The sequence below is a fragment of the Streptomyces sp. NPDC048172 genome, from assembly GCF_043202595.1.
GTDB lineage: Bacteria > Actinomycetota > Actinomycetes > Streptomycetales > Streptomycetaceae > Streptomyces.
Genome location: NZ_JBIDAT010000007.1, coordinates 95,402 through 117,396, shown reverse-complemented (window position 1 = coordinate 117,396; position 21,995 = coordinate 95,402). Strand labels below are relative to the sequence as shown.

Here is a 21,995-nt window from a genome sequence, read left to right as displayed (position 1 = left end):
GGGCACCTACCTTCCTGTGCGCTTCGCGTGCTTCTTGTGCACGGCCTGCCTGCTCACTCCGAGTGCCGCGCCGATCTCGTCCCAGGACCAGCCCTGGCCCCGCGCGCTGTCGACCTGGAGCGCCTCCAGGAGCTCGGCCAGCCGCCGCAGGGCGGCCACGGCCTTGAGTCCCACCTGGGGATCACTGCTCAGCGCGGCCTCGGCCGTATCCACGGTTTCCTGTGCGCCTGGTTCGACCATGTCTGTCAACCTAAGATGACACGAAGGGCATGTCAACCTTGGTTGACATGCCGCGCACCGAACGCGAGAGGCCCCCGGGCCGGAACCCGGGGGCCTCTTCTGAGGTGCTGCCCGCTCGGTCAGGCGCAGGGCTTGAAGAAGTGCTTCCAGCCGTCGGTGGGCATGGCCGGCGGCTCGGGTGTGGTCCCGGTCTCGCCGTACTTCTCGTTCGCCTCGCGGTCGAAGTCCCCCAGGCCCGCCTTGTCCGACAGCCGCACGTCCCGGTCGAGCTGTCCGTCACCGGCGTTGTTGAGGACCGCCAGGTCCGGGTAGTCGTCGTCGCCGTAGTTGGCGATCCCGAGCGCCTGGACCTCGCCGTGTTCGCCGATGTCGGAGTGCCGGGCGTCGTCGGAGCCCAGGTCGGTCTGCTTGAGCGGGCCCGGACGGTACTCGGCCACGCGTGCCGTGGAGGGGTCGTCCACGCCGGACGGCTCGACGACGTTGACGACCATGTCCAGGGTGTTGTCATTGTCGAAGTCGCCGACCGCGGCGGTCGCGACCTCCCCCTCCTTCGCGCCGAGGAGCTTGCTGACGGACTGCTTGGGGCCGTACGAACCGCCGCCCTGTCCCCACTGGATCGTCATCTTGGTGCCGGTGTGCCCGGGGTTCGCGATCTTGTCCGTCCTGCCGTCTCTGTCGAGGTCGGCGTGCAGCGTCGTGGCGTCGGCCACGCAGGCGGCCCCCGACGTGTCCGCCTTCTCGCTCCCGCTCCCCGACTCGCCCGCACTGGCCTGGTACCCGGCAACGGTCAGAGAAAGGGCGACAGCCGCGATCGGCGCGGCGATCAGACGTGAGCGCTTGCTACGAAGCATGGGTGAACTCCCAACGTTGTTCCTGCGAACAGCCACGTGGGCACCACCGCACGGGTTCACGCGTGAATTCGTGTATTACGCAACCGTGACAGTCCCCGCCGTGACGGAAGGCCTGAGAGTGTGTGACGCAGGTCACGGGAACTCGCTGCGGGCTCCTGAACAGGGGACAGGAGTGACCACAGATATGCGTACTCGGATACGGGACGGCGATCCCGGAGCCTTCGCGGAGCTCTTCGACGCTTACGCGCGGGCTGTGTACAACCACGCCTTCCGGCTGACGGCCGACTGGTCGATGGCCGAAGACGTCATGTCGGCGACCTTCATGGAGGCATGGCGCCTGCGCGGGAAGGTCGACGCGGACGGGGGATCGCTGCGGCCGTGGCTGCTGGGAGTGGCCACCAACGTCGCGCGCGGCAGCCGCCGCAGCAACCGGCGCTACCGGGCGGCGGCCGCCGCGGCCGCCGCCAACGGCGCCGGGGCGGTCGAAATCCCCGACCACGCGGAGGAAGTGGCCGGACGGGTGGACGACCGGCGGCGGATCGACGCGGCACTGCGCGCCCTGGCCTCCCTCAAGCGCCCCGAGCGCGAGGTTCTCGTGCTGTGTCTGTGGGAGGGCATGGAGTACACGGAGATCGCGGCCGCCCTCGGCGTCCCGGTCGGCACGGTCCGCTCCCGGCTCTCCCGGGCCCGCAAGAGACTACGGAAACTCGCGGACGTCCAACTCGCCGGAAGCGAACGGGAACTCGATCCGCCACCTCGACAGGTAAGAGGTGATCGCGCAACAGCGGTCCGGTCCGAACGGGAAGGAATCCGATGAACGCCACCCCTACGCCGCGTCCGGCAGAGTGGCAGGAGACCGAGGGGCTCCTGCCGCCGGTCGAGCGGGATCTGCCTGCGGGCCGCCACGAGTTCCACAAGGAGCGTCTGATGGCCCAGATCCACGAAGAGACCCGCGCCACCGCCCCCACCGCCACCACCCCCTCTCCCGCGGCTCCCCGTGCGCGGCGCGGCTGGTACCGGCGTCCGGCCTTCCTGGTGCCCGTGGCGGCGTGCGCCCTGGCCGGTGCGATGGTGACCGGTGTGCTCGTCGGGCAGAGCGAGGACACGACTCCCGGCGTCGCCACCGGCCCGGTGCTGACCACGAACGTCGGCCAGGCCAGCACCCAGGGCGCCGGCAAGCTGCTCGACCGGATCTCCCTGGCGGCGGGTGAGACGGACAGCGGGAAGCCGCGCCAGGATCAGTTCCTCTACGTCAAGTCCATGGTGGCCGAGACCCATGTGAAGACGTCCGGCGACAAGCACAGGGTCGTCAGCGACGAGCCGTACGAGCGGCACGTCTGGGAGTCGCCGGACGGGAAGAAGGGGCGGCTGGTCGCGCCGGGCGGCCCCGAGGCGGGCGAGTCCCTGGACGGGCCGTACGCGGGCTCGGACGCCTACAACAGCCTCGCCAAGCTGCCCACCGACCCCAAGGCGCTGCTCAAGCACATCTACGAGGAGTCCAAGGGGGAGGGCAACAGCCGTGACCAGGCGGCCTTCGAGATGATCGGGGAAATGATCGGCGAGTCATACCCGCCCCCCGGGGTGGAGGCCGCGCTCTACAAGGCCGCGGCCAGGATCCCCGGGGTGGTCATGGTCGAGGACGCGGCCGACGTCACCGGACGGCACGGGGTCGCGGTGGCCAGGCTCGACAAGGTCAGCGGCGAGCGCGCCGAGTGGATCTTCGACAAGAAGACCCACGCCTTCCTCGGCGAGCGCAACGTCAAGGTGCAGGAGGGCAGGAACCCCGAGCCCGAGGACAAGCTGATCAAGCGCGGCACCATCACCTTCACCAGCGCCGTCACCAAGCGTGCGATCGTCGACGAGGAGCTGCAGCGGTCCGCCTCGCGGAAGAGCTGAACGACACCGAACGGCATGAGACGAAAATGACCTGCAGAGACGTCCCCGAAGGGACGTTTCTGCAGGTCAGATCGATTCTGCACTGCCGTGCTCGGTGGGGCGGGTGGGACTCGAACCCACGGCCGACGGATTATGAGTCCGCTGCTCTAACCGGCTGAGCTACCGCCCCGAAACGGCGCACCGCGCACATCTGTACGCGCCGTCTGCCGCAGCATAGCTGCTCATACGATCTGCCGCCCGTGCCGGGGGGGATCTACGCAGGTGAGGACCCCGGCCAGGGGGTGATCGGTTCCCGCTCGGGCCCAACTTCCCTGCGGGGAAGGGCAGAACAAGGAAAAGGGCCCCTCGGAGGGGCCCTTTTGGGTGGTGCTCCCGCGACTGGACTCGAACCAGTAACCTGCCGGTTAACAGCCGGCTGCTCTGCCGATTGAGCTACACGGGACCGCTTCGCCCGGATCCGCACCCCGTTCCCGGGGGCGTTCCCTTGCGGCGAGGAATACATTAGCGCATGCCAGGGGGTGCTTCGAAATCGGTATTGCCGCCGCCACGGCAACCGCCACGGCGACGCACCCCGGGAGCCGAGAGAAGGGGTTGGCCATGCGGTACCGGCTCACGTTCGTGACGGGACTGGCCGTCGGTTATGTGCTGGGCACGCGAGCGGGGCGTGAGCGCTACGAGCAGCTCCGGAAGAGCGCTCGGAGGATCGCCGAGAACCCGGCCGTCCGCAATGTGGGAGAGTCCGCCGCGCTCACGGGCAGGCGGGCCGCGGCGAAGACCGTGGGCGCTGTCGGCGAGAAGGTCGGCCACCGGCTGCCCGACGCGGTGACGGACAGGTTCGGCCCCGCCGGTGAGCGGCGGAACGCGCCCGCGAGGGGCCCGGCCGACGACGAATGAGCCCGGGGCCGGCCGGGAGATGCCTGTGAGGCCGCACCGGCCTCTCCGGGTCTCTCCGGGGCTTCACTGGGCCTTGGGCAGCCGGGCCCGGACGCTCCCGCCCTTGGAGCCCGGGCCCGTCAGCAGGGGCGCGAGCAGGTCGCCGTAGGACTTCAGGCGGGGCGGCAGGTCGGCGGTGACGAAGACCAGGTCGTCGGCGGAGTCCGCCGCGTCCAGCTCGTCCCAGGTCACGGGGGTCGAGACGGTGGGGCGTTCCTTCGCGCGCAGGGTGTAGGGCGCCGCCGTCGTCTTGGCCGCGTTGTTCTGCGACCAGTCCACGAAGACCTTCCCGGAGCGCAGGTCCTTGGACATCTTGCTGACCGCCAGGTCGGGCAGGGCGTCCTCGGCCTCGCGGGCGAGCTGCTTGGCGTACGCCGACACGTCCAGCGCGTCCCTGCGCTCGATGGGGGCGAGCAGATGCAGCCCCTTGGAGCCCGAGGTCTTGGGCAGCAGCGTCACGCCGTCCTCGGCGCTGCGGTCGCGCAGCCAGGAGGCGACCGTGCGGCAGTCCAGGATGTCGGCGCCCTCGCCGGGGTCGAGGTCGAAGACGAGCCGGTCCGCCATTCCCTGGCGGTCCACGCGCCACTGCGGGGTGTGCAGCTCCAGGGCCGCCAGATTGGCCGCCCAGACGAGAGACGCCTCGTCCTGGAGGAAGACCTGGTGCATGGGCGTCTTGCTGGCCACGGTGATCTCGTGCACGGTCACCCAGTCGGGCGTGCCGCGCGGAACGTGCTTCGTGAAGAACCTCTGCCCCTCCACGCCGTCCGGGAAGCGGAGGAAGGACAGGGGGCGCCCGTCGAGGTGGGGCAGGAGGGTGCCGGCGATCGACGCGTAGAAGTGGATCGCCTCACCCTTGGTGAAGCCCGTCGCCGGATAGAGCACCTTGTCGAGGTTGCTGAGGGAGAGACGGTGACCCTCGATCTCCGTGTGCGGCATACCCTGAGAGTCCCATAGAAGGGACAAAGTATGCGTTCCATCTGGAAAGGGTCCATTTCCTTCGGGCTGGTCTCGATCCCGATCAAGGTGGTCTCCGCCACTGAGAACCACAGCGTCTCCTTCCACCAGGTGCATACCGCCGACGGCGGCCGGATCCGATACCGGAAGGTGTGCGAGCTGGACGGGGAGGAAGTCCCGCGCGACGAGATCGGCAGGGGCTTCGAGTCGGGCGACGGTACGACCGTACTGCTGTCCGACGCGGACATGGCAGCCCTTCCGCTGCCGACGGCGAAGACCGTGGAGATCCTGGGGTTCGTCCCGGAAGAGGAGATCGACCCGATCCAGCTGGACCGCTCGTACTACCTGGCGGCGGACGGGCAGAGCGCGGACAAGCCCTATGTGCTGCTGCGCGAGGCGCTGACCCGGTCGGGCAAGGTGGCCGTCGCCAAGCTGGCCATGCGCGGCAGGGAGAGCCTGGGGATGCTCCGGGTGTACGAGGACGCGCTCGCGCTGCACACGATGCTCTGGCCCGACGAGATCCGGTCGGTGAGCGGGGTCGCCCCGGAGGAGCGCGTGACCGTACGGGACGCCGAGCTGGATCTCGCGGACACCCTCATGGAGACGCTGGGGGAGCTCGACTGGAACGAGCTGCACGACGAGTACCGGGCAGCAGTCGAGGAGCTGGTCGCCGAGAAGGCGTCCGGCAAGGAGCCCAGCGCCCCCAAGGAGGGCGCCGGGGCGGGGGAGGGCTCGGGGAAGCTCGTCGACCTCATGGCGGTCCTGGAGAAGAGCGTCAAGGAGGCCAAGGGGACCCGCGGGGAGGGCGAGGCGACCGTCCACGAGCTGTCCACCAGGCGCTCCGCGAAGAAGGCGGCAGCGGGCAAGAAGGCGGCCTCCAGGAGCGCCTCCGGGAAGAAGACCGCCCCCGCGAAGACGGCCTCCGCCAAGACGGCAGCCTCCGGCAAGAAGGCGGCGGCTAAGAAGGCCGCGTCCTCCTCGTCCGAGAAGGCGGCTCCGGCGAAGGCGAAGAAGACAGCGTCCTCCAAGGCAGCGGCCACCAAGAAGGCCACGGCCAAGAAGACGGCTGCCAAGAAGACGTCCGCGAAGAAGAGCACGGCGAGCGCGCGGACGAAGAAGACCGCCTAACCGTTCGCGGTCCCGGAGGCCGGTCCCGGGCGGCGGCCCTCCGGAAGGAAGAGGACCGAGTTCACGTAGCGGCGGTGGGGCGCGAGGGAACGCCGCAGCAGGCCGTGCTCCGCCACATGCGCCGTGCGCTGCTGATGTGCCTCCAGGTCGAAGTCCTCCAGGGGCAGCCAGTCGCGGGAGGGCAGCACCCAGCCCGCGTAGCCGAGCGAGGAGAGCAGCGACAGGACCGGCGCGAGCGGCTGGATGCGCAGCTCCAGTTCGATGAAGAGCGCCGGCTGGTCACGCTTGACAGTGGTCTCCGCGCCGTTCAGGACCGCGAGTTCGCTGCCGTCGACGTCGATCTTCAGCATGGTGACGTCGGAGAGCCCCAGCTCGTCCAGGGGGAGGCACGGCACGTCGAGCGCCGTGTCGTGCACCTCGCGCCGTACGAGCGAGGAGACGCCGCGGTCGCCCCGTCCGTCCGGTGGCAGCCACAGGGTGGCGCGGCCGGAACGGTCGCTCGCCGCGGCCTGGAGGACCTCCGCGTTCGGCGGCGCCGCGGCGCGCAGATGGCGGACCAGATGGGGGACGGGCTCGATGGTCACCACGCGGTCGGCCCGCCGGGCGAGACGGCGGGTCCACGGCCCGTACCAGCCGCCGATGTCGACGGCCGTGCCGCCGCGCGGGCAGAAGTCCGCGAGGTGACGCAGCTCGGGCTCGAAGCGCGGGTAGAGGAGGTCGGTCGCGCGGGTCAGCAGGGCCCCGGGGAGATGCGGGCCGAGTCGGGAAGCGAGGGTCATGAGGGGTGGTCCTCCGGGGCGTCCGGTGTGTCGGGCCCGTCGACGCGCTTGAGGAACTGGGCGTGCTCCTCGTCCCCGACCTGTTCGCCGGAGGACGGGAGGAGCTGCGGTATTCCGTCCACGATCGGGTAACGGCGGCGCAGGCGGGGGTTGTAGAGCGCCTCTTCGGGCTGGAGCAGAGTGAGCGGGCCCTTGTCGAGGGGACAGGCGAGGATCTTGAGGAGGGGATCGTCAGCGGACATGCGGGGCATGGTCAGTGCCTTTCTCGGGCTGGACTGGTGGCAGGGTCGCGGAGAGCGGGCGGCCGGCTGGCGGGAGGGCCGGGGGTTCGTGCGGCCTGGCCTTCCTGGGGCGCTGCGGCCCCTCGCCGGGGTCGGCGGCCCCGGTCTTCCTCTCCCGGGCGCTCTGCCGCTGTTTCCCGGCCTTGAGAGGGTCCGTTGGGTCCGTTGGGCCCGTTCGGTCCGTTGGGCCCGTTCGGTCCGTGCGGTCCGTTGGGTCCTTTGAGTCCTGGGGGCCCCGTGCGCCCGGCACCGAGGGCTCGGGCTCGTTCCCGGGCTCATGCCCGAGTTCCGGCTCCGGCTCGGCCTCGGGCTCGGGAACGTCGCGGGTTTCCGAGCTCCCTTCCGACGGCCCGTCGACCGCGTCCGGACCGGCCCTGGAGCCGTCCTCCAGTGCGTCCTCCGGCGCGTCCCCGGCGCGAGGTTCTCCGCCGCCCCCGTCGCCTTCGCCGCCCCCGCTGTCGCTGCCACTGCTGTCACCGGAACCGCTCCCGTCCGGGTTCGGCACCGCCTCCGGCTCGTGGCGGGGCAGGGAGACCAGGACGGAGATGGCGAGCGCCGCGCCGCCGAGCCGCAGGCCGAGCCGCAGGGGCTCGGAGGGCAGCGGTTCGTCGAAGGCGACGGTGCCGCTGACCGTGGCGTAGAGGAAGTTCACGGTGGTGCACACCGGGACGATCAGGGAGGCGCGGCAGCGCTGGAGCGCCGTCTGCGACAGGACGAGCCCCGTCGAGCCGGTGAAGAGCAGGATGTACGGATACGGCGAGGTCAGCAGCGCCTTGGCGGTACCGGTCAGGTCGGCGAAGTCGAGCATCCCGGCCACGCCCTTGATGGCGAGCGAACTGACTCCGTAGAGGAACCCGACGGCGACGCCGTACGGAACCCCGGCCGTCGGCAGACGGTGCCGCCGTTTGGAACGGCGCTCCGCAGAGAGGAACAGCCCTACGCCCAGCGCGAGCGAGGGAAGGCAGATGATGAGCAGGACAGGGACGGGCGCGATCCGGCTGATCGTCTCCTTGCTGTTGTGCAGGGAGAAGACGATCATCAGCAGGGCGCCCAGGATCGCCACCATGCCCTGCCGTTCGCGGCCGCTCGCGCGCTCCCCGAGGAAGAACGTCGACAGGAGCAGCAGCATCACCAGGCCGGTGACGAACAGCCCCTGCGCGGCGACCAGAGGCAGCGTCCGGTAGACCGCGAGCTGCGCGGCGAACCCCAGCAGCAGGGACGCGGCCCCGACGATCCACAGGGGGCTGCGCAGCAGGTGCAGCACCAGTCGCGCGGGACGTCCCGCGGACAGGGGCGGCAGGGAGGACAGCGCCCGCTTCTCGATGACGAAGCCCGCGCTGAAGAGCAGATTGGCGACCAGGGCCGCCGCGACGCCCCACAGCATCAGAGGGCGCCCTCCGCGGGGCCTGGTCGGCTTACCGCTCTCGCGTGCACGAGCAGGATGGAGGCCAGGGACGGCGCGTGGCACGCGGCCCTGTCCAGCGGACGGAACGGACGGGGCACGTCGTGGTACGGGGCGCCGGTGATACGGACGACCTCGAACCCGGCGGCCGGGAGCATCGACCGGAGCGCCCGCGCGGTGAACAGCCGCAGATGGCCGACCACCTGGGAGCCGGGACGGCCGTGGATGCCGCGCAGGGACACCTCGGAGAAGACGGGCTGTGTGCCGAACAGGAGGAGCGCCCTGTTGTACCAGGCGGCCAGGTTCGGCGTGGACAGCAGCAGATGGCCGCCTGGACGGAGCACACGGTGCAGCTCGTCCAGTGCCGCGTCCGGGTCCACCAGGTGCTCGATGACCTCGGAGAAGAGCACCGCGTCGGCCGAGCCCGTACGGAACGGCAGCCCCGGCTCGGACAGTTCGCCCCGCACGGCCGTCAAATGGTCCGAGGCACGCCGCAGCGCGTCCTGCGACCAGTCGACGCCGACGATGCGGTGGCGGTGGAGCGTACGGGACGCGGTCGCCGCCGCGGTGCCGTCCCCGCAGCCGATGTCCAGGATGGTGCCGGGAGTGCTGCCCAGGGCCCGCGCGAGGATCGCCGCCTGACGGCGCGACCTGTCGGGCCCGGAGGCGACGGGCGTCTGCGGGTCCTCGTACAGCTGCTGGAGACTGCTGGGGCGGGCCCCGGCGTCGGCACCTGTCCCGCCATCAGCACCTGTCCCGCCATCAGCACCGGTTCCGGTCGTGGCATCGGTCTCGGTCTGAGACGAGTCGTTCGTCGCCGTTCCGGTCATCGGCCCTCTCCCTCCTGCTCGTCCGGTATGTACGCCGTGGAGTCCAGGGCGCGCGAGAAGAGCGCCCCCAGACGGTTGCCCGCGGCGTCGTCGAGGCGGGCGTGCGACCAGCGCAGCGCGAGCTGGAGCCGTCCTCCCGTGGAGACCGTGGTGACCGACAGGCCGCGCGGCATGCGCCCCGGAGCGGAGAACCAGACGGCCTCCGCGCGGCCCGCGTCCCCGAAGTCGAGCGGATAGGGGATGCGTCCGATGTTGGACAGCAGCGTGCTGGAGGCCCAGGGACCCGCGGAGTTCCGGAGCGTCCGGATGCCCCACGCGCGCAGCCCGATGGGCAGCACCGGAGCCGTCAGCAGGTCGCCGCTGAAGCCGAGCTGGGGCCTGTTGGCCGCCTTCAGGGCGCGCGTACGGGCCGAGGTCACGCGGAGCATGCGCGCGATGGCCGCGCGGTCCGGGGCGCCGGGAGCGGTCAGCGTGTCGTGCAGCTCGCGCTCCTCCGCGCCGAACGTGACCTCCACCAGGCGCGTCCCGTTCCCGATGGGCATCTCCATGGTGCGCGGACGGTCGTCGACCGGCATGGTGATGCGCACCGGCCGCTGCGGCTCCTCGTGCAGCCGGTTCCAGCGGGCGACCATGATCCAAGTGGCGACCAGGAGCTGGTCGTTGACCGTGTACGGGCTGGGCTTCCCGGGCTCGCGCGGCGGCCGGGCCGGGACCGGCAGGTCGGCGATGAGCATGCCGTTGCCCGGCGCTCCCGGGTGCAGCGTGTCCGCGGCGACCCGTGCCGGACGCGTCCAGTGGGACGTCGACGGCTCGGGGTCCGCGTGCTTGCCCTCCGTGCCGTCGGCACGGGCGGGCTTCCGTACGGGCGGCGGCGCGGGGGAGTTGTCCGCGCCGCCGTACAGTTCGGCCGCCGTGGCGACCACGCGCAGACAGGCGGGCCCGTCCAGCGCGGTGTGGTTGATGGTGACCAGCAGCACCCAGCGGCCCTCGTGCTCGATGACCTCCGCGCGGAACGGGGGCGAGGCGTCGAGGGACGGGCAGTCGGCGATGGCCCGCTTCCGCGCCTCCTCCAGGGTGCCGCCCGGGTACGAGACGGGGTCGCGGTCCGGTTCGCCGGTGAGCACCCATTCGTACCGGGAGCGCCACCAGCGGGTGGGCGCCTCGCGCATCAGGATGCGCGGATGGCGCCGCATCGCCTCGGCGAACGCGGCGCGCAGCCGGTCGGGTTCGGGCCGGGACGGCAGGTGGATCTCCACGTGCACCGTCTCCGGCTCGTCGTCCGTGAGGCAGTGCCGGGTGATCTCGTCGACCGTCGGGAAGGGGATGCGCCGTTCGGGACCGCGCGGGGCCGGGGCGGCGGGGGAGGGGCGCGGACCGTCGTGGCCGTCCCCGCCCTTCCCGCCGCCGTGCGCGCCGTCGTCCGGCACGCCGGACAGGCCGCCGTCCCGGGAGCCCGGTGTCTCCGGCTCCCCGGCGGCTCTGTCCCCGATGCCTCGATGCGGTGCCGTCATGGAGTGGGTTCCTCCCCCTGGTCCGGCGAGTAGTTCGCGTCGTCCGACCCGTCCCCGCGGTCGGGCTTGCTCAGGTCCGGGCTCCCCGGCGGCGGGGTGACCTTGCCGAGCCGCGTCGTCGACGGATCGTCACCGGTCGCGCCGGGCGTCCCCGCACCCGTCCCCGGAGGGGCCGTGGGCGGCCCAGGGGGCGCCGTGGGCGTCCCGGCAGGGGGCGCGGCGGGTGGCGGCGGCGCGGGGGCCTGCGCGGGCGTCTGAGGCGGCACGGGCGGCTGCGGCAGCTGCGGCCCGCCGAACTCCGGCGGACGAGGCCCGAAGACGGGCGTCGTCGGCGCGGGCTGGGCCACGAGGTCCGGCTCGCGCTCCCGCCACGGGAGCGTCACCAGCGCCGCGGCCAGCGCGAGCAGCGCCAGCGCCTGCGCGGCGTGCCCGAAGGCGCCCTTGCCCTCGTCGATGGCCGTACCGGCGCTGATCGCGGCGAGGACCCCGGCGCCGGTCATGGTCACGAGGGCCACAGGCACCAGCACCCAGGGCTTGAACCTGGCCAGCACCGCGAGCGCGGGCACCACCAGCGCGTACGGGCCCGCCACCAGCGCGACGACCAGGGTGAGCACGACGGTGCCGAGCACCAGGCCGGGCGGCGGCACCTCGGTGTCGTCGTCGCCCAGGGGCCTGCCGCCGCGCCTCTTGACGAACGCGAGCCCGAGCAGCGCCAGGATCCCGGCGCCACCGGCGAACAGCCCGCCCTCGTACAGGCCCGCGGGCTCGTACTCCAGCTTGACGGTGCCCGTCTCGCCCGCCGGGACGAGGAAGCCCTGCTGCCAGCCGTCCAGACGGAGCGAGGTCAGCTCCTTGCCGTTCAGAGTGGCCTTCCAGCCCTCGTTGGCGTTCTCGTGCGTCTGGAGGTACGAGGCCGGGCCGTCGCCGACCTCGACGGTGCGCTCGTCGCCCCGCCAGTCGTGCGTGGTGACCTCGCGCTCGTCGGCGGCCGCGGCCTGCTCGGCGTCGGTGCCCGCGGACGAGGCGTCCGTGGCCGTTCCGCTGTCGCCCCGGCCGAGCGTCACGTCGGTGAGCGCCAGGGGGCCGCTGTCGCCGGCCTCGACGGTGTGCGTGCCCGCGTCCAGCTCCAGGCTGCCGTTCCGTGCCTCGCCCGCGCACATCTCGATGTCGACGGGACGCCGCTGCGTCAGGTCGCGGACCTTGCCCTCGGCCTTGGTGGCGTGCAGCGTGCCGTCGACGGCGAGCATCGGGCCCTTGCCGCAGGGGAGCTCGAACTTCTCGTCCGGGTCGGGCGCGAGCACCCGGTACTCCTCCAGCGCGGGCACGTAGACCTCGCTGAGGCCGACGGGGAGCTGGAGGTTCTTGTCGGCGATCGGGTTGTGCACGGTCAGGGGCTTCGTCTTGGTGACCGTGATGGTCATCCGGTCGGTCTCGATCCCCTCGAACCGGGCCTGCCCGTTCTTGTCCACGGCGGCCGTGGTCGCACCGTCGGGAGAGGTGATCCGGACCTCCTCCGCCGCCGCCGAGATGCCTCCGGCCGCGGCGAGGACGACCTCGTCGACCTCCTTCTTCTCCGGCCAGCGCAGCCGGATCGTCGGCTTCTCCCCGGCGATCCAGGCGGTGGACAGGTTGCCGTCCACCAGGTTGCGCCCGCCGAGCGAACGGCCGGTCTTGGCGGTGGAGTCGACGGTGGCCCTCACCCTGTCGCGGGAGCCGGGGGACACCTCGTCCAGCAGGTCGTCCAGTTCGTCGCTGGGCACCGGAAGGGCGCGCGCCCGTACGTCGTAGTCGGTCGACTCCTCCGTCGTGAACTGGCGGTGCAGCCCGACCTCGGCGGAGACCGGCGAGAGGCCGCCCGGGTCGTCGCCCCGGTGCAGCGAGATCAGCTCGCTGTCCGAGGCACCGCGCGGCGCGTCGGTCGGCAGCTTGAGCAGCCGCGTCACCTGCGTGTCGGGGATGGAGATCTCGGAGAAGCCCGCACCGGAGAGTCCGGGCCGCGGGTTCTGCGAGCCGACGATGGTGAGCTTCAGCCAGCGTGCCGCGCCCTTGGGCGCCGCGACCTGCTGCTGCTTGCCGGTGGTCTGGAGGGCGCTCGTCTTGCTGCCGTGGTTCGTCTCGATCCGTACGCGCGTGGGTGCGGCGCGCGTCTGGTCGGCCGGAAGGGGCGTGACGTTCAGGGTGGACGGAATGTCGACCGTCCCCTTGAAGTCGGCACGGACCCACTGTCCGACCGGATCGCCCGCGGAACCCTCGGCCCAGGCGGTGTCCGGGTTGCCGTCGAAGGCGCCCACCGGGTCGAACTGGGGCAGATGGAAGAGCCAGTTGCCGCTGCTGGAGGCCGTCACGGACTTGGCGCCGCGCAGCACGGACACCGTCTGGTGCCCCTTGCCCTCCGTGGGCAGGATCTGCTTCGGCTTCTTCCCGGGATCCTGAAGGCTGTCCGGATGGTTCTTCTCGTTCGCGGTGTACGTGTACGAGGTGTTGGTGTTCGGCAGGCCGAAACGGGTGTCCGCGCGGCGCAGTCCGTCCGCGTTGACCTGGAGGTCCGGCTTGGCGACACCCGGGTGGTTGTCACCCGTCAGCACGGTCGGACGGCCCTTGAGCCGGTCGTCGCCCGCCAGGGGCAGCAGGGACTCGGGCCCGCCGCTCACCTGGGCGGTCTTCGACACGGGGTTCAGGGCGACGTCCTTGGGCCGCTCCGTCTTCGTCGGCTCGTAGATGTCGACCGCCCGCTGGCGCGGGTAGAAACCGGCGACCTGGAGGGGCGTGTTGGAGGGGATGCGGCCGCCCGTGAGCTCCGGGCCGAAGGACTTGACCTTCTTGTAGCCGGACGCTTCCAGGGTCTGCTTGACCGTCTGGGGCGGCACATAGCCCATCTGGTCGGGGTCGAGGTCGTTGCGGACGACCACGTCGTACAGGCCCGCGCGGGCCAGGAAGTCGGCCAGGCCCGGCACTTCGCCGCCGCTCATCAGGGCCTGCTCGACCGCGTCGGTGGCCCTGCGGTTGCCGGGCGTGCCGAAGGGCACGTAGTCGCGCTGCGCCCAGGGCGATTTGGCCAGCACGTCCAGCGGCTGGTCGATGGGGGCGCCCCAGGTGTAGATGCCGTGCGCCGTCGCGGGGGTCACGTAGGCGCGGGTGTGGGGCGAGTTCTCCTCCAGCCAGTCGGCCGTCTGCTCCCAGTGCTTGGGCAGCTTCTTGAAGGCACCGGTCTGGAGGATGTCACCGTTCGCGTAGGGCAGGCAGAGTCCGGGCAGGACGGCCAGCACCGCGACCCACAGGATCGCGCGCCGTCCGGGCAGCGGTCTCGTGCCTCTTGTGCTGAGCGCGACCCCTGTCAGATGGATGAGCCCGAGGACGAGCGCCAGGGCGAGTCCGGGCTGGAACTTGTAGATGTTCCGGAAGGGCCGCAGCCAGCCGTCCAGCCAGCCCTGGACGTCCTCGGAGAACGGGGCGCCGAGGGCCCCGGCGTAGCCCGCCAGCATGATGCCGGTGACGGTGACGACGGTCAGCACCAGCCAGCGCCGCTCGGGCAGGTCGCGGCGGGCGAGCCCGGCCAGTCCTATGGCCGCGGCGATCGCGCCGCCCAGGATCGCGAGCCAGCTCGCGGCCACCGTCCAGCCCGCGGGCAGCCAGGGCTCGCCGAAGTGCAGGTAGGCGGTCCAGTTGCCGCCGCCGCGGAGCATCTCCGTGGCCGACATGGTGCCCGTGGTGGTCTGGGCGTTCTCGACGTACGGCATGAAGTCCTCGCCGTACGCGCCGAGCAGGAGCAGCGGCACCCACCACCAGACGGTCGCCAGGATCACGCCGGGCAGCCACCAGGCGAGCAGGGTCTTGCGCCTGCGGCCCGTACGGCTGGCGACGTAGAGCAGCGCGGGCAGCAGCGCGGCGAGCGTCGAGGCCGCGTTGACGCCGCCCATGAACGGGATGGCCAGTGCCGAACGGGCGGCGGCCACACGGGGCGAGAGCACGACGGAGGTCAGCGGCAGGAGCACCCACGGCAGCACGGCGCCGGGCAGCGCGGCCGCGGAGGTCGAGCCGACGACGATGGTGTACGTCGGCCACAGGGCGTACACCACGGCGCCGAACAGCCGGGTCTGGGCCGTGCCCACACCGAGCCGCTCGGCGAGCCGCAGCGCGCCCCAGAAGGCGGCGGCGACGATGAGCGACATCCACAGCCGCTCCGCCAGCCAGGTGGGTATCTGGAGCAGGTCCGTCAGGGCGTAGTACGGCAGGGACGGGAAGAGATAGCCGACGTACTGGTCGGCGATCCCGCCGAAGCCGCCCCTGTCGTGCCAGAGCTGCCCCAGGTCGCCCAGAAACTGCCAGGGGTCGGTGGCGACCCCCAGCTTGGTCTCGAACGTCATCTTCCCCGGCGACTTGGCCAGGAAGGCGACGAGGACGACCGCCCAGAAGCCGATCAGCCAGCGTCGGCTCCGCGGCCGCTCCGGAGGGGGAGCGGGCTCGGGGGCGGGAGCCGGGGCCTGGGGAGGCGCCTGGACGGTCGTGGTCATGAGGGACACCGCCGGAGGATGAGAAGGAGGTTCCAGGTGGCGAACTCCCGAAGCCCCGGTACGCGGGTGATGGCACCGGCGAGGAAGGGCCAGTAACGGGAGCGGGCCGAGACGATCTGCACGTCGTCACGCGAGCGGACGTGGCGGAGTGTGGGCCCGATGTGCACGGCGAAGAGGTTCTCGCCCAGGGTGTGCTTGGCCGCGCGGCCCGTGCGCCGCTCGTAGCGGTCACGGGCGCGCTCGGCGCCGAGATAGTGCCAGGGAGCGGTCTCGTGACCGCCCCAGGGGGAGTACCAGTTGGTGAACGACACGTAGATGAGCCCGCCCGGGCGCGTCACGCGCACCATCTCGGACAGGAACGTCTGCGGGTCGGCCACGTGCTCCAGCACGTTGGACGAGAAGGTCACGTCCGCCGTGCCGTCGGCGAGGGGCAGCAGATAGCCGTCGGCCACCACCGCGCCCTCGGGTGTACGCCCGTGCCCGTACAGCTCGTCCGGGTCCGGTTCGAACAGGAACGACTGCGCGCCCCTGCGGCGGAACTCCTGGGTGAAGTGCCCGCTGCCGCCGCCGATGTCCACGACTGTGGCGTCCTTCAGCGGTACGTACTTCTCGACCTGCTGCGCGGCGTCACGCGCGAGCAGGCCGTAGCAGTGTTCCGGGTCGGCTTGTTCCTGCATGAAGGCACGGAACAGCGCGACAGATCTTCGGATAGAGGGGTCCCGCACGGTCGTATCACCGCCCAACGGAGATCGGTTGGGGGGAAGCGTGGGGGGACGCCTTGGCCGACGAGGCACGAGCGTACGCCTCGGCGGCGACGGCACGGAAGCTCCGTACCGTGTTCGCCCAGCGGTAGCGCTCGGCTCTGCGCTCGGCGGCGCGGCCCAGGGCCTCGCGCCGCTCGGTGGACAGGGCGAGCGCGCACCAGTGCGCGGCGAAGGAGCTCTCGCCCCGGGCGAGCAGCCCGGTGGCCCCGTCCTCGATGGAGTCGCGCAGCCCGGGGATGTCGAAGCCGATCGCGGGTGTGCCCCGCGCGGCGGCCTCGGTCACGACCAGGCCCCAGCCCTCCACGAGCGAGGGGTGCAGGAGCATCCACGCCTGGCACAGGAGCTGATGCTTCTCGCCCTCGCTGATGTGCCCCGTGAAGGTCACGTCGGGGCCCGCCATGGCCTCCAGACGGCTTCTCTCGGGCCCGTCGCCGACGATGACCAGGCGGCCGCCCGTGACGGGCCTGACGCGCTCCCAGAGCCGCAGGAGCAGGTCTATGCGCTTGTACTCGACGAGCCTGCCCATGGCGAGGAACAGCGGCTCGGACGACTTGGGGTGCAGCGGGCCCGGATCCTCGACGCCGTTGTGGACGATGCGTATCTCGTCCGAGGGGACGCCGAGATGGTTCAGCGCCTCGGCGGTGGACCCGGAGACGGCGACCTTGAGGTTGTCGCGGTGGTTGTGCGCCAGGGCCCAGTGCTCCAGCTGGCGCCCCAGGCGGGCGGCCGGTGCGGGATAGCGCATCCCCCACAGGTCGGTGTGCACATGGTTGACGAAGCAGAGCGTCGGCCCCCGGTGCCACAGGGGCGCCAGGTACGGCATGCCGTTGCAGACCTCGACCAGCAGGTCGCAGTCGCCGATCTGCCGGGCGAACGCCTTGCGGGCACGCAGGAAGTGACCCGCGTCGCTCCCTGCGGAGACGACGCGGTAGTCGCGGTAGGCGGCGGGTCCGCCGCACAGGAGGGTGACCTGATGGCCGTGAGCGGTGAGTCCGTCGGCTATCCGGTCGATGAGCAGCTCGGAGCCGCCTGCGGCCGGATTGCCGAGATCACGCCGTGCCAGGAACACGATGCGGCGCGGGGACCCTGGATCGGCCGCACGCTGCCTGCGGTGGGACGCGCCGGTGGGGACGGACGCGACGGGCGCGGAGGCGGCGTGGGGGCCGTGTGGGGGGACCAGGGAGTGTCGTACGTGCTGGGGCATGCGTGCTCCAACTCGTTCTCAGGGTGCGGTAGGGACCAGTCCTTGCGTGCGCGGTGCGGGGGCTGTGCGCAGGGGGTGTGCGGGGGCGGTGCACGTTGGATGGCTCAGTGTTGGTCGCGCCGTTCGCGGGTGGCTACTCACCGGAGTGACAATTTTGGCGCGGAATTGGACTGATACTTCATCACTTCGCGCTCCGAGGGATGTCCGTGTAAGCGACATGTTCGGTTCTCCGTGGTTCTCCTCGTGGTTCACGGAGTGCTCCGCGCACATGTCCCCGTCACATCTGGCCCGTGGGAGCGGGGGCCGTGCCACGGGCCGGCCTGCCCCTGATCACCAGCACCGCACCGGCCACGGCACACAGGCCACCAGCGATGACGGCGCCCAGCGGGGCTGTGCTGCTGACCAGCTCCAGGCGGTCGTTGTCGTCCTTCGCGAGGTCCACCGCCTCCTGCTGGGTCTTGGCCGTGAACGCGAGCTTGTCACTGTCGAGCAGGGTCACTTTGTCCTTCTTGCCGCCCGGCGCGCGGAGCGTCATCCGGGGGCCCGTCGCGGCGTACAGGATGCGGCCCGTGCGCTCGTCCACGACGAAGTCCAGCCCGGAGTTCGAGTACCACTGCTCGGCGAAGACCTGGCCGCTCTTGGGGCGGTCCACCAGCATCCCGGGCACCTGCCGGGAGCCCGCCCGCTTGGCCTTGACGGTCCCGGTGAAGCGCAGGCCCTCACGTCCGCGGACCTTGGCCTTGCCCTTGTAGTGCAGGGGGACGGTGCCGCCCAGGGTGCTGTCCCACCAGGTGTAGTCGCGCTTCTCGACGTCGAAGGGCCACTTCAGGTACGCCTCGCCGCTGAACTCCTTGCCCTCGGCGGGCTTCGCCTTGCAGCAGCGCACCGGGAGGTTGGTCTTCCGGTCGGTCACCCAGCGCTCCGTCGTCCACTGGAACGACTTGCGTGGATCATCCAGTTTGACCGTCTTCGGGTTGTCGATCGTCTGTGAGACGTCCCACACCGCGTGGCCGCTCTTCTCGCTCTCCGAGACGTTGCCGAGCACCCGCCGCGTGACGGTGAGCTTCTGGTCGTTCTTGGTCTTCAGCTCACCCTGGTCGAAGTACTTCCCCTTGCCCTTGAAGATCGAGGTGATGTTGATGTCCGTGGGATTCCGCTTGGCACGTGGCTCGACGTAGTAGGCGAGCATCGGTGCGAGCACGAGCAGAAAGACACCCAGGCCCAGCAGAACCAGGGCGAGGGGCGAAGCGTGACGGCGCATGGCGGGGCACTCCGAGGGTGGTCTTGTCCTGCGTCAGGGGTGGTCCTGGGGCAGGTGCGGTGCTGCGGCAGAGAAGTGCGCGAACGAAGGACGGGCCGTGGAGAGCGTGGGGTACTCGTGGGTACGGTCCTTATGGGCGGGAAACCGTAGGCCGTCCCTTGACACGGAGTCAATGGTTACCGACACTCGGCAACTCAAGAGGGGTTGGCTCCGGGGGCGGAGTCGCAGGGCCGTGTGCGCGCGGCCCGCATTGGCCAGCACGACCGACACGGCCGTCACGGCACACACGGCACTCACGAAGAGAGGTTCGCCGCCGCCATGCACAGACTCCTCGCCGCCACACTCACGAGTGTGGTCGCCGCGGCCTTGGCCGTCGGCGCGGGCCTCGGCATAGTCGCCGCGCTGAACGCGACTCCCGACCAGCCCAATGTTCCCCTGGTGCAGTTCCACTCGTCGCCGGACGAGGTGCCCGGGCTGGAGTCCGCGCTGCCGTCGGCCTCGCCGTCGCGGAGCGGGTCGCCCAGTGCGTCGCCGAGCGGCTCCCCCGGCGCGTCTCCCGGCGGCTCGCCGAAGAGCTCGCCCGGCGGGGCGGCCGGAGACTCGGCGGACCCCTCGGGGAGCGGCTCCCCGGATGAGCCCGGAGGCGGAGCATCCGGCTCCGGCTCCTCGCCCGAACCGGGGGAGTGATCCGTGAAGGCCGCTCCGGTCCGATCGGCCTGGCAGGACGTCCCGCCCCTGCGCGTGCGCAAGTTCTCCGAGCGCGCGATGGCCGAGGTGCCCGTGCTCGCCGAGGACATCCTGAGCGCCATCCGGCGCGAGTACCCCGGGCTCCCGCTGGTCCTGGACGACTCGGGCGAACCGATGGCCCTCATCGGCATCCGCCGCGCCCTGGAGCACTTCGTCGAGCACCTGGCGACGGGCCTGGAGGCCCCGCACGTGCCGCCGCAGGTCTTCCAGGAGTTCGGGCGCGGAGAGGTGCTCCAGGGGCGCAGTCTGGACTCCCTCCAGGCCATCTACCGCCTCGGCATCCGCCTCGCCTGGCGCAGGCTCGCCGAGATCGGCACCCAGATGGAGATCCCGCCGCCCGCGATGTACGAACTGGCCGAGTCGGGCTTCCAGTACCTCGACGGGCTCGTCGCCGAGTCCGTACGGGGCTACGCCGAGGCGGCGGCCCGGCAGGCGGGGGAGCGGCTGCGCCTCCAGCGGCGCCTGCTCGACCTGCTGCTCTCCGAGCACCATCACCACCGTTCCGCCGGTGAGCCCTCCGACCTGCTCGCCGACCGCGCGGCACGCATCGGCTGGCGCGTGCCCCGTACGGTCGCCGTCGCCGTGCTCGTACGGCCCGCGCGGTCGGCCGTACCGCCCGCCGTCGGCGACGAGGTCCTGCTCGACATGGACTGCGAACAGCCCCGCATGGTGGTGCCCGAACCCGAGGCCCCGGGCCGCACGGAACTGCTGCGCAGGGCGACGACCGGATGGGCCGGGGCGGTCGGTCCGCCCGTACCGCTCGCCGACGCGGTCAAGTCGCTCCGGTGGGCCCAGACCGCCGTCGCCCTGATGGAGCGAGGACTGCTGCCCGGAGGCGAGCTCCTGTACTGCACGGAGCACACCGAGGCGCTCGTCCTGCTGCCCCCGGAGGAACTCATCGCCGGGCTGACCCGGCACCGGCTCGCCCCTCTCGCCGAATGCGGGCCCACGCACAGCCGCCGCCTGGCGGAGACCCTGCTCGCCTGGCTGGAGACCCGGGGCGGCGCCCCCGAGGTCGCGGGGCGGCTGGGAGTCCACCCGCAGACGGTGCGCTACCGGCTGCGCCAGATCCGTGAGCTGTGGGGCGACGACATCGACGACCCGGACAGCCGTTTCGAACTGGAGCTGGTCCTGCGCTCGATGAGGCTCCGCGGCGAGCTGGGATAACGTCCCCGTACGGGTGGAGGCGTGGCCGTACGGATCCATCGACCAGGGGAGGGCGTTGCCGGTGCGGGCGGAACGAGTCGTACCGGAGGTGGCGGCCCACCCGGGGGCGCTGCTCGGCGAGGCCCCGACCTGGGACCCCGTGGAACGGCGACTGCTCTGGGTGGACATCCCCCAGGCGCGCATCCACACCTACGACCCCGCGAGCGGCGCCCGTACGGTCATGGTGGCCGAACAGCGCGTGGGCGCGGCCAAACCGCGCAAGGGCGGCGGCCTGGTGGTCAACCTGCGCGACGGCGTCGGGCTCTACGGGCCGGACGGCCGCTCCTTCGCCTGGCTGCACCACGACCCGCGGCCCTGGAGGCGCGGCAACGACGCGGCCGTGGCGCCCGACGGGGCCCTCTGGGCAGGCACGATCACCGACGCCGACGCTCCGGGCGCCGGGACGCTCACGCGCGTGAGCGGCGACGGGACGGCGGTCACGGTGCTGCCGGAGGTCTCCCTCAGCAACGGGATCGGCTGGAGCCCCGACGGACGGTTCATGTACTTCGTCGACACGGAGACCGAGGGGATCGACGTCTTCGACGTGTGCGGTGACGGCGGCGGCTGCGGAGGCGTCGACGTCGCCGGGCGGCGCACCCTCGTGAGGATGGCCGAGGGGGAGGGGCGCCCCGACGGGCTCACCGTCGACGCCGAGGGCTGCGTATGGGTCGCGCTCTGGAACGGTGGCGCCGTGCGGCGCTACACGCCCGAGGGCACGCTCGACCGGGAGCTGCGGCTTCCTGTGCGGCGGCCCACCTCGTGCGCCTTCGGCGGCGCGGATCTCACCGACCTGTACGTCACCTCGGCGAGGGTGGGCGTCGAACCGGCGGCGGAGCCCCTGGCGGGCGCCCTGCTGGTGCTGCCCGGCGCGGGCGAGGGGGTGGCTCAGTCCGCCTTCGCGGGCTGAGCGGCCCCGGGGCCGGTACCGGTGCCAGCCCCGGTACCGACGCCCTGCGGGGTGCCCTCCTCTTCCGGCGCCTGTCCGAGCATCCGCTTGAGCAGATCGCGCAGCAGGGTGCGCTCCAGGGGCGTCAGCTCGGCCAGGGGCTCACCGGCGAAGTCGAGAGCGCTGCGGAGACGGGACGCGGTGGTGCGGCCCTCGTCGGTCGCGGCGGCGACCTTGACCCGGCGGTCGGCGGGGTCGGCCCGCCGCTCCACCAGGCCGCGCTGCTCCAGCCGGTCGACCATCCCCGTCACGTTCGACGGCTCGCACTTGAGCCGCTGGGCCAGCTTGCGCATGGGGGTGGGCTCGCGGGAGATCAGCGCCAGCACGCGCGCCTGGGAGCCGGTCAACGAGTGCTCCGCCGCGGCCAGTTCGTACTCCTCGTGATAGCGCGCGACGACCGTGCCGACCAGCTCGAGGACTTCGAGGGTGAGCGCGTCGGCGGGACGGGTGCGGGCTGAAGAGCGGTCTGCCATGCCTCCAGGGTACTCGAATGCTTGACAAGGTGAAATATCGAGGTGCATGGTTGTTTCAGTAACTGAAATGTTCTGAGA

The 21,995-nt window shown here is 71.7% G+C and carries 20 protein-coding genes and 2 tRNA genes; 7 read left to right on the top strand and 15 right to left on the bottom strand.

Features of this window, described 5'->3' with window-relative positions; all coding sequences use genetic code 11:
* Nucleotides 1-6 precede the first annotated feature (6 nt).
* Both ACGF3A_RS30000 and ACGF3A_RS29995 read right to left on the bottom strand, forming a co-directional pair.
* Entirely contained in the window at nucleotides 7-240 is a 234-nt protein-coding gene (locus ACGF3A_RS30000; RefSeq protein ID WP_393733512.1) for a hypothetical protein, read from the bottom strand.
* A 119-nt stretch (nucleotides 241-359) separates the two neighbouring features.
* Nucleotides 360-1,091, bottom strand: a complete 732-nt coding sequence (locus ACGF3A_RS29995; RefSeq protein ID WP_393733511.1) for an FG-GAP repeat domain-containing protein — start codon at nucleotides 1,089-1,091, stop codon at nucleotides 360-362.
* 184 nt (nucleotides 1,092-1,275) lie between these two features.
* Between ACGF3A_RS29995 and ACGF3A_RS29990 the strand changes: the two genes are divergently transcribed.
* Together ACGF3A_RS29990 and ACGF3A_RS29985 are read left to right on the top strand one after the other, a co-directional pair.
* Nucleotides 1,276-1,908, top strand: a complete 633-nt coding sequence (locus ACGF3A_RS29990) for an RNA polymerase sigma factor (RefSeq protein WP_393733510.1) — start codon at nucleotides 1,276-1,278, stop codon at nucleotides 1,906-1,908.
* A complete protein-coding gene (locus ACGF3A_RS29985; protein ID WP_393733509.1) occupies nucleotides 1,905-2,987 on the top strand; it encodes a CU044_5270 family protein in 1,083 nt (360 codons plus the stop codon). The genes ACGF3A_RS29990 and ACGF3A_RS29985 overlap by 4 nt, the downstream gene beginning before the upstream one ends.
* Nucleotides 2,988-3,082: 95 nt before the next feature.
* Here ACGF3A_RS29985 and ACGF3A_RS29980 read toward each other — a convergent pair.
* Both ACGF3A_RS29980 and ACGF3A_RS29975 read right to left on the bottom strand, forming a co-directional pair.
* A tRNA-Ile gene (locus ACGF3A_RS29980) sits at nucleotides 3,083-3,156 on the bottom strand.
* A gap of 200 nt (nucleotides 3,157-3,356) precedes the next feature.
* A tRNA-Asn gene (locus ACGF3A_RS29975) sits at nucleotides 3,357-3,429 on the bottom strand.
* Nucleotides 3,430-3,584: 155 nt separating this feature from the next.
* On the opposite strand from ACGF3A_RS29975, the gene ACGF3A_RS29970 reads away from it, so the two are divergent.
* A complete protein-coding gene (locus ACGF3A_RS29970) occupies nucleotides 3,585-3,881 on the top strand; it encodes a YtxH domain-containing protein (RefSeq protein ID WP_393733508.1) in 297 nt (98 codons plus the stop codon).
* Between the two features lie 63 nt (nucleotides 3,882-3,944).
* Here ACGF3A_RS29970 and ligD read toward each other — a convergent pair whose 3' ends face one another.
* Entirely contained in the window at nucleotides 3,945-4,856 is a 912-nt protein-coding gene (ligD, locus tag ACGF3A_RS29965; RefSeq protein WP_393733507.1) for a non-homologous end-joining DNA ligase, read from the bottom strand.
* A 30-nt stretch (nucleotides 4,857-4,886) separates the two neighbouring features.
* On the opposite strand from ligD, the gene ACGF3A_RS29960 reads away from it, so the two are divergent.
* Complete coding sequence (locus ACGF3A_RS29960; protein WP_393733506.1) at nucleotides 4,887-6,002, top strand: Ku protein; 1,116 nt, start codon at nucleotides 4,887-4,889, stop codon at nucleotides 6,000-6,002.
* Here the strand turns inward: ACGF3A_RS29960 and ACGF3A_RS29955 are convergent.
* The 9 genes from ACGF3A_RS29955 to ACGF3A_RS29915 form a co-directional block, all read right to left on the bottom strand.
* Nucleotides 5,999-6,781 (bottom strand): FkbM family methyltransferase, encoded by a 783-nt coding sequence (locus ACGF3A_RS29955; RefSeq protein WP_393733504.1) that lies wholly within the window; start codon nucleotides 6,779-6,781, stop codon nucleotides 5,999-6,001. The two genes, ACGF3A_RS29960 and ACGF3A_RS29955, sit on opposite strands and share 4 nt — an antisense overlap.
* Complete coding sequence (locus ACGF3A_RS29950; protein ID WP_393733503.1) at nucleotides 6,778-7,023, bottom strand: Trm112 family protein; 246 nt, start codon at nucleotides 7,021-7,023, stop codon at nucleotides 6,778-6,780. The genes ACGF3A_RS29955 and ACGF3A_RS29950 overlap by 4 nt, the downstream gene beginning before the upstream one ends.
* Nucleotides 7,013-8,446, bottom strand: coding sequence for a DMT family transporter (locus ACGF3A_RS29945; RefSeq protein ID WP_393733502.1), 1,434 nt, complete (start codon nucleotides 8,444-8,446; stop codon nucleotides 7,013-7,015). Before ACGF3A_RS29945 ends, ACGF3A_RS29950 begins: the two co-directional genes overlap by 11 nt.
* Nucleotides 8,446-9,294, bottom strand: a complete 849-nt coding sequence (locus tag ACGF3A_RS29940; protein ID WP_393733501.1) for a methyltransferase domain-containing protein — start codon at nucleotides 9,292-9,294, stop codon at nucleotides 8,446-8,448. The genes ACGF3A_RS29945 and ACGF3A_RS29940 overlap by 1 nt, the downstream gene beginning before the upstream one ends.
* Nucleotides 9,291-10,805, bottom strand: coding sequence for a condensation protein (locus ACGF3A_RS29935; protein WP_393733500.1), 1,515 nt, complete (start codon nucleotides 10,803-10,805; stop codon nucleotides 9,291-9,293). Before ACGF3A_RS29935 ends, ACGF3A_RS29940 begins: the two co-directional genes overlap by 4 nt.
* The gene (locus ACGF3A_RS29930) at nucleotides 10,802-15,316 is read right to left on the bottom strand and encodes an alpha-(1->3)-arabinofuranosyltransferase family protein (RefSeq protein WP_393733499.1); all 4,515 of its coding nucleotides are present in this window, start codon (nucleotides 15,314-15,316) and stop codon (nucleotides 10,802-10,804) included. The genes ACGF3A_RS29935 and ACGF3A_RS29930 overlap by 4 nt, the downstream gene beginning before the upstream one ends.
* Nucleotides 15,313-16,041, bottom strand: a complete 729-nt coding sequence (locus ACGF3A_RS29925) for a class I SAM-dependent methyltransferase (RefSeq protein WP_393733498.1) — start codon at nucleotides 16,039-16,041, stop codon at nucleotides 15,313-15,315. Before ACGF3A_RS29925 ends, ACGF3A_RS29930 begins: the two co-directional genes overlap by 4 nt.
* A gap of 7 nt (nucleotides 16,042-16,048) precedes the next feature.
* On the bottom strand, nucleotides 16,049-17,284 hold the full coding sequence (locus ACGF3A_RS29920; RefSeq protein WP_393733497.1) for a glycosyltransferase family 4 protein: 1,236 nt from the start codon (nucleotides 17,282-17,284) through the stop codon (nucleotides 16,049-16,051).
* Between the two features lie 277 nt (nucleotides 17,285-17,561).
* Nucleotides 17,562-18,545: a DUF3068 domain-containing protein gene (locus ACGF3A_RS29915; protein WP_393733496.1), complete on the bottom strand. Its 984-nt coding sequence runs from the start codon at nucleotides 18,543-18,545 to the stop codon at nucleotides 17,562-17,564.
* 318 nt (nucleotides 18,546-18,863) lie between these two features.
* Between ACGF3A_RS29915 and ACGF3A_RS29910 the strand changes: the two genes are divergently transcribed.
* The 3 genes from ACGF3A_RS29910 to ACGF3A_RS29900 all read left to right on the top strand — a co-directional run bounded on the left by ACGF3A_RS29910 (nucleotide 18,864) and on the right by ACGF3A_RS29900 (nucleotide 21,405).
* On the top strand, nucleotides 18,864-19,232 hold the full coding sequence (locus ACGF3A_RS29910; protein ID WP_393733866.1) for a hypothetical protein: 369 nt from the start codon (nucleotides 18,864-18,866) through the stop codon (nucleotides 19,230-19,232).
* Nucleotides 19,233-19,235: 3 nt separating this feature from the next.
* Nucleotides 19,236-20,459, top strand: coding sequence for a helix-turn-helix domain-containing protein (locus ACGF3A_RS29905; RefSeq protein WP_393733495.1), 1,224 nt, complete (start codon nucleotides 19,236-19,238; stop codon nucleotides 20,457-20,459).
* Nucleotides 20,460-20,520: 61 nt separating this feature from the next.
* The gene (locus ACGF3A_RS29900) at nucleotides 20,521-21,405 is read left to right on the top strand and encodes an SMP-30/gluconolactonase/LRE family protein (protein ID WP_393733494.1); all 885 of its coding nucleotides are present in this window, start codon (nucleotides 20,521-20,523) and stop codon (nucleotides 21,403-21,405) included.
* On the opposite strand, the gene ACGF3A_RS29895 is transcribed toward ACGF3A_RS29900, so the two are convergent.
* On the bottom strand, nucleotides 21,384-21,917 hold the full coding sequence (locus ACGF3A_RS29895; protein WP_393733493.1) for a MarR family winged helix-turn-helix transcriptional regulator: 534 nt from the start codon (nucleotides 21,915-21,917) through the stop codon (nucleotides 21,384-21,386). The two genes, ACGF3A_RS29900 and ACGF3A_RS29895, sit on opposite strands and share 22 nt — an antisense overlap.
* Nucleotides 21,918-21,995: the final 78 nt, after the last annotated feature.

Coding starts and splice junctions, on each gene's coding strand:
- ACGF3A_RS29895 (WP_393733493.1), bottom strand. CDS start 21,917: ATGGCAGACCGCTCTTCAGCCCGCACCCGTCCCGCCGACGCGCTCACC.
- ACGF3A_RS29935 (WP_393733500.1), bottom strand. CDS start 10,805: ATGACGGCACCGCATCGAGGCATCGGGGACAGAGCCGCCGGGGAGCCG.
- ACGF3A_RS29985 (WP_393733509.1), top strand. CDS start 1,905: ATGAACGCCACCCCTACGCCGCGTCCGGCAGAGTGGCAGGAGACCGAG.
- ligD (WP_393733507.1), bottom strand. CDS start 4,856: ATGCCGCACACGGAGATCGAGGGTCACCGTCTCTCCCTCAGCAACCTC.
- ACGF3A_RS29990 (WP_393733510.1), top strand. CDS start 1,276: ATGCGTACTCGGATACGGGACGGCGATCCCGGAGCCTTCGCGGAGCTC.
- ACGF3A_RS29960 (WP_393733506.1), top strand. CDS start 4,887: ATGCGTTCCATCTGGAAAGGGTCCATTTCCTTCGGGCTGGTCTCGATC.
- ACGF3A_RS29940 (WP_393733501.1), bottom strand. CDS start 9,294: ATGACCGGAACGGCGACGAACGACTCGTCTCAGACCGAGACCGATGCC.
- ACGF3A_RS29945 (WP_393733502.1), bottom strand. CDS start 8,446: ATGCTGTGGGGCGTCGCGGCGGCCCTGGTCGCCAATCTGCTCTTCAGC.
- ACGF3A_RS29970 (WP_393733508.1), top strand. CDS start 3,585: ATGCGGTACCGGCTCACGTTCGTGACGGGACTGGCCGTCGGTTATGTG.
- ACGF3A_RS29995 (WP_393733511.1), bottom strand. CDS start 1,091: ATGCTTCGTAGCAAGCGCTCACGTCTGATCGCCGCGCCGATCGCGGCT.
- ACGF3A_RS29920 (WP_393733497.1), bottom strand. CDS start 17,284: ATGCCCCAGCACGTACGACACTCCCTGGTCCCCCCACACGGCCCCCAC.
- ACGF3A_RS29950 (WP_393733503.1), bottom strand. CDS start 7,023: ATGTCCGCTGACGATCCCCTCCTCAAGATCCTCGCCTGTCCCCTCGAC.
- ACGF3A_RS29910 (WP_393733866.1), top strand. CDS start 18,864: ATGCACAGACTCCTCGCCGCCACACTCACGAGTGTGGTCGCCGCGGCC.
- ACGF3A_RS29915 (WP_393733496.1), bottom strand. CDS start 18,545: ATGCGCCGTCACGCTTCGCCCCTCGCCCTGGTTCTGCTGGGCCTGGGT.
- ACGF3A_RS29930 (WP_393733499.1), bottom strand. CDS start 15,316: ATGACCACGACCGTCCAGGCGCCTCCCCAGGCCCCGGCTCCCGCCCCC.
- ACGF3A_RS29955 (WP_393733504.1), bottom strand. CDS start 6,781: ATGACCCTCGCTTCCCGACTCGGCCCGCATCTCCCCGGGGCCCTGCTG.
- ACGF3A_RS30000 (WP_393733512.1), bottom strand. CDS start 240: ATGGTCGAACCAGGCGCACAGGAAACCGTGGATACGGCCGAGGCCGCG.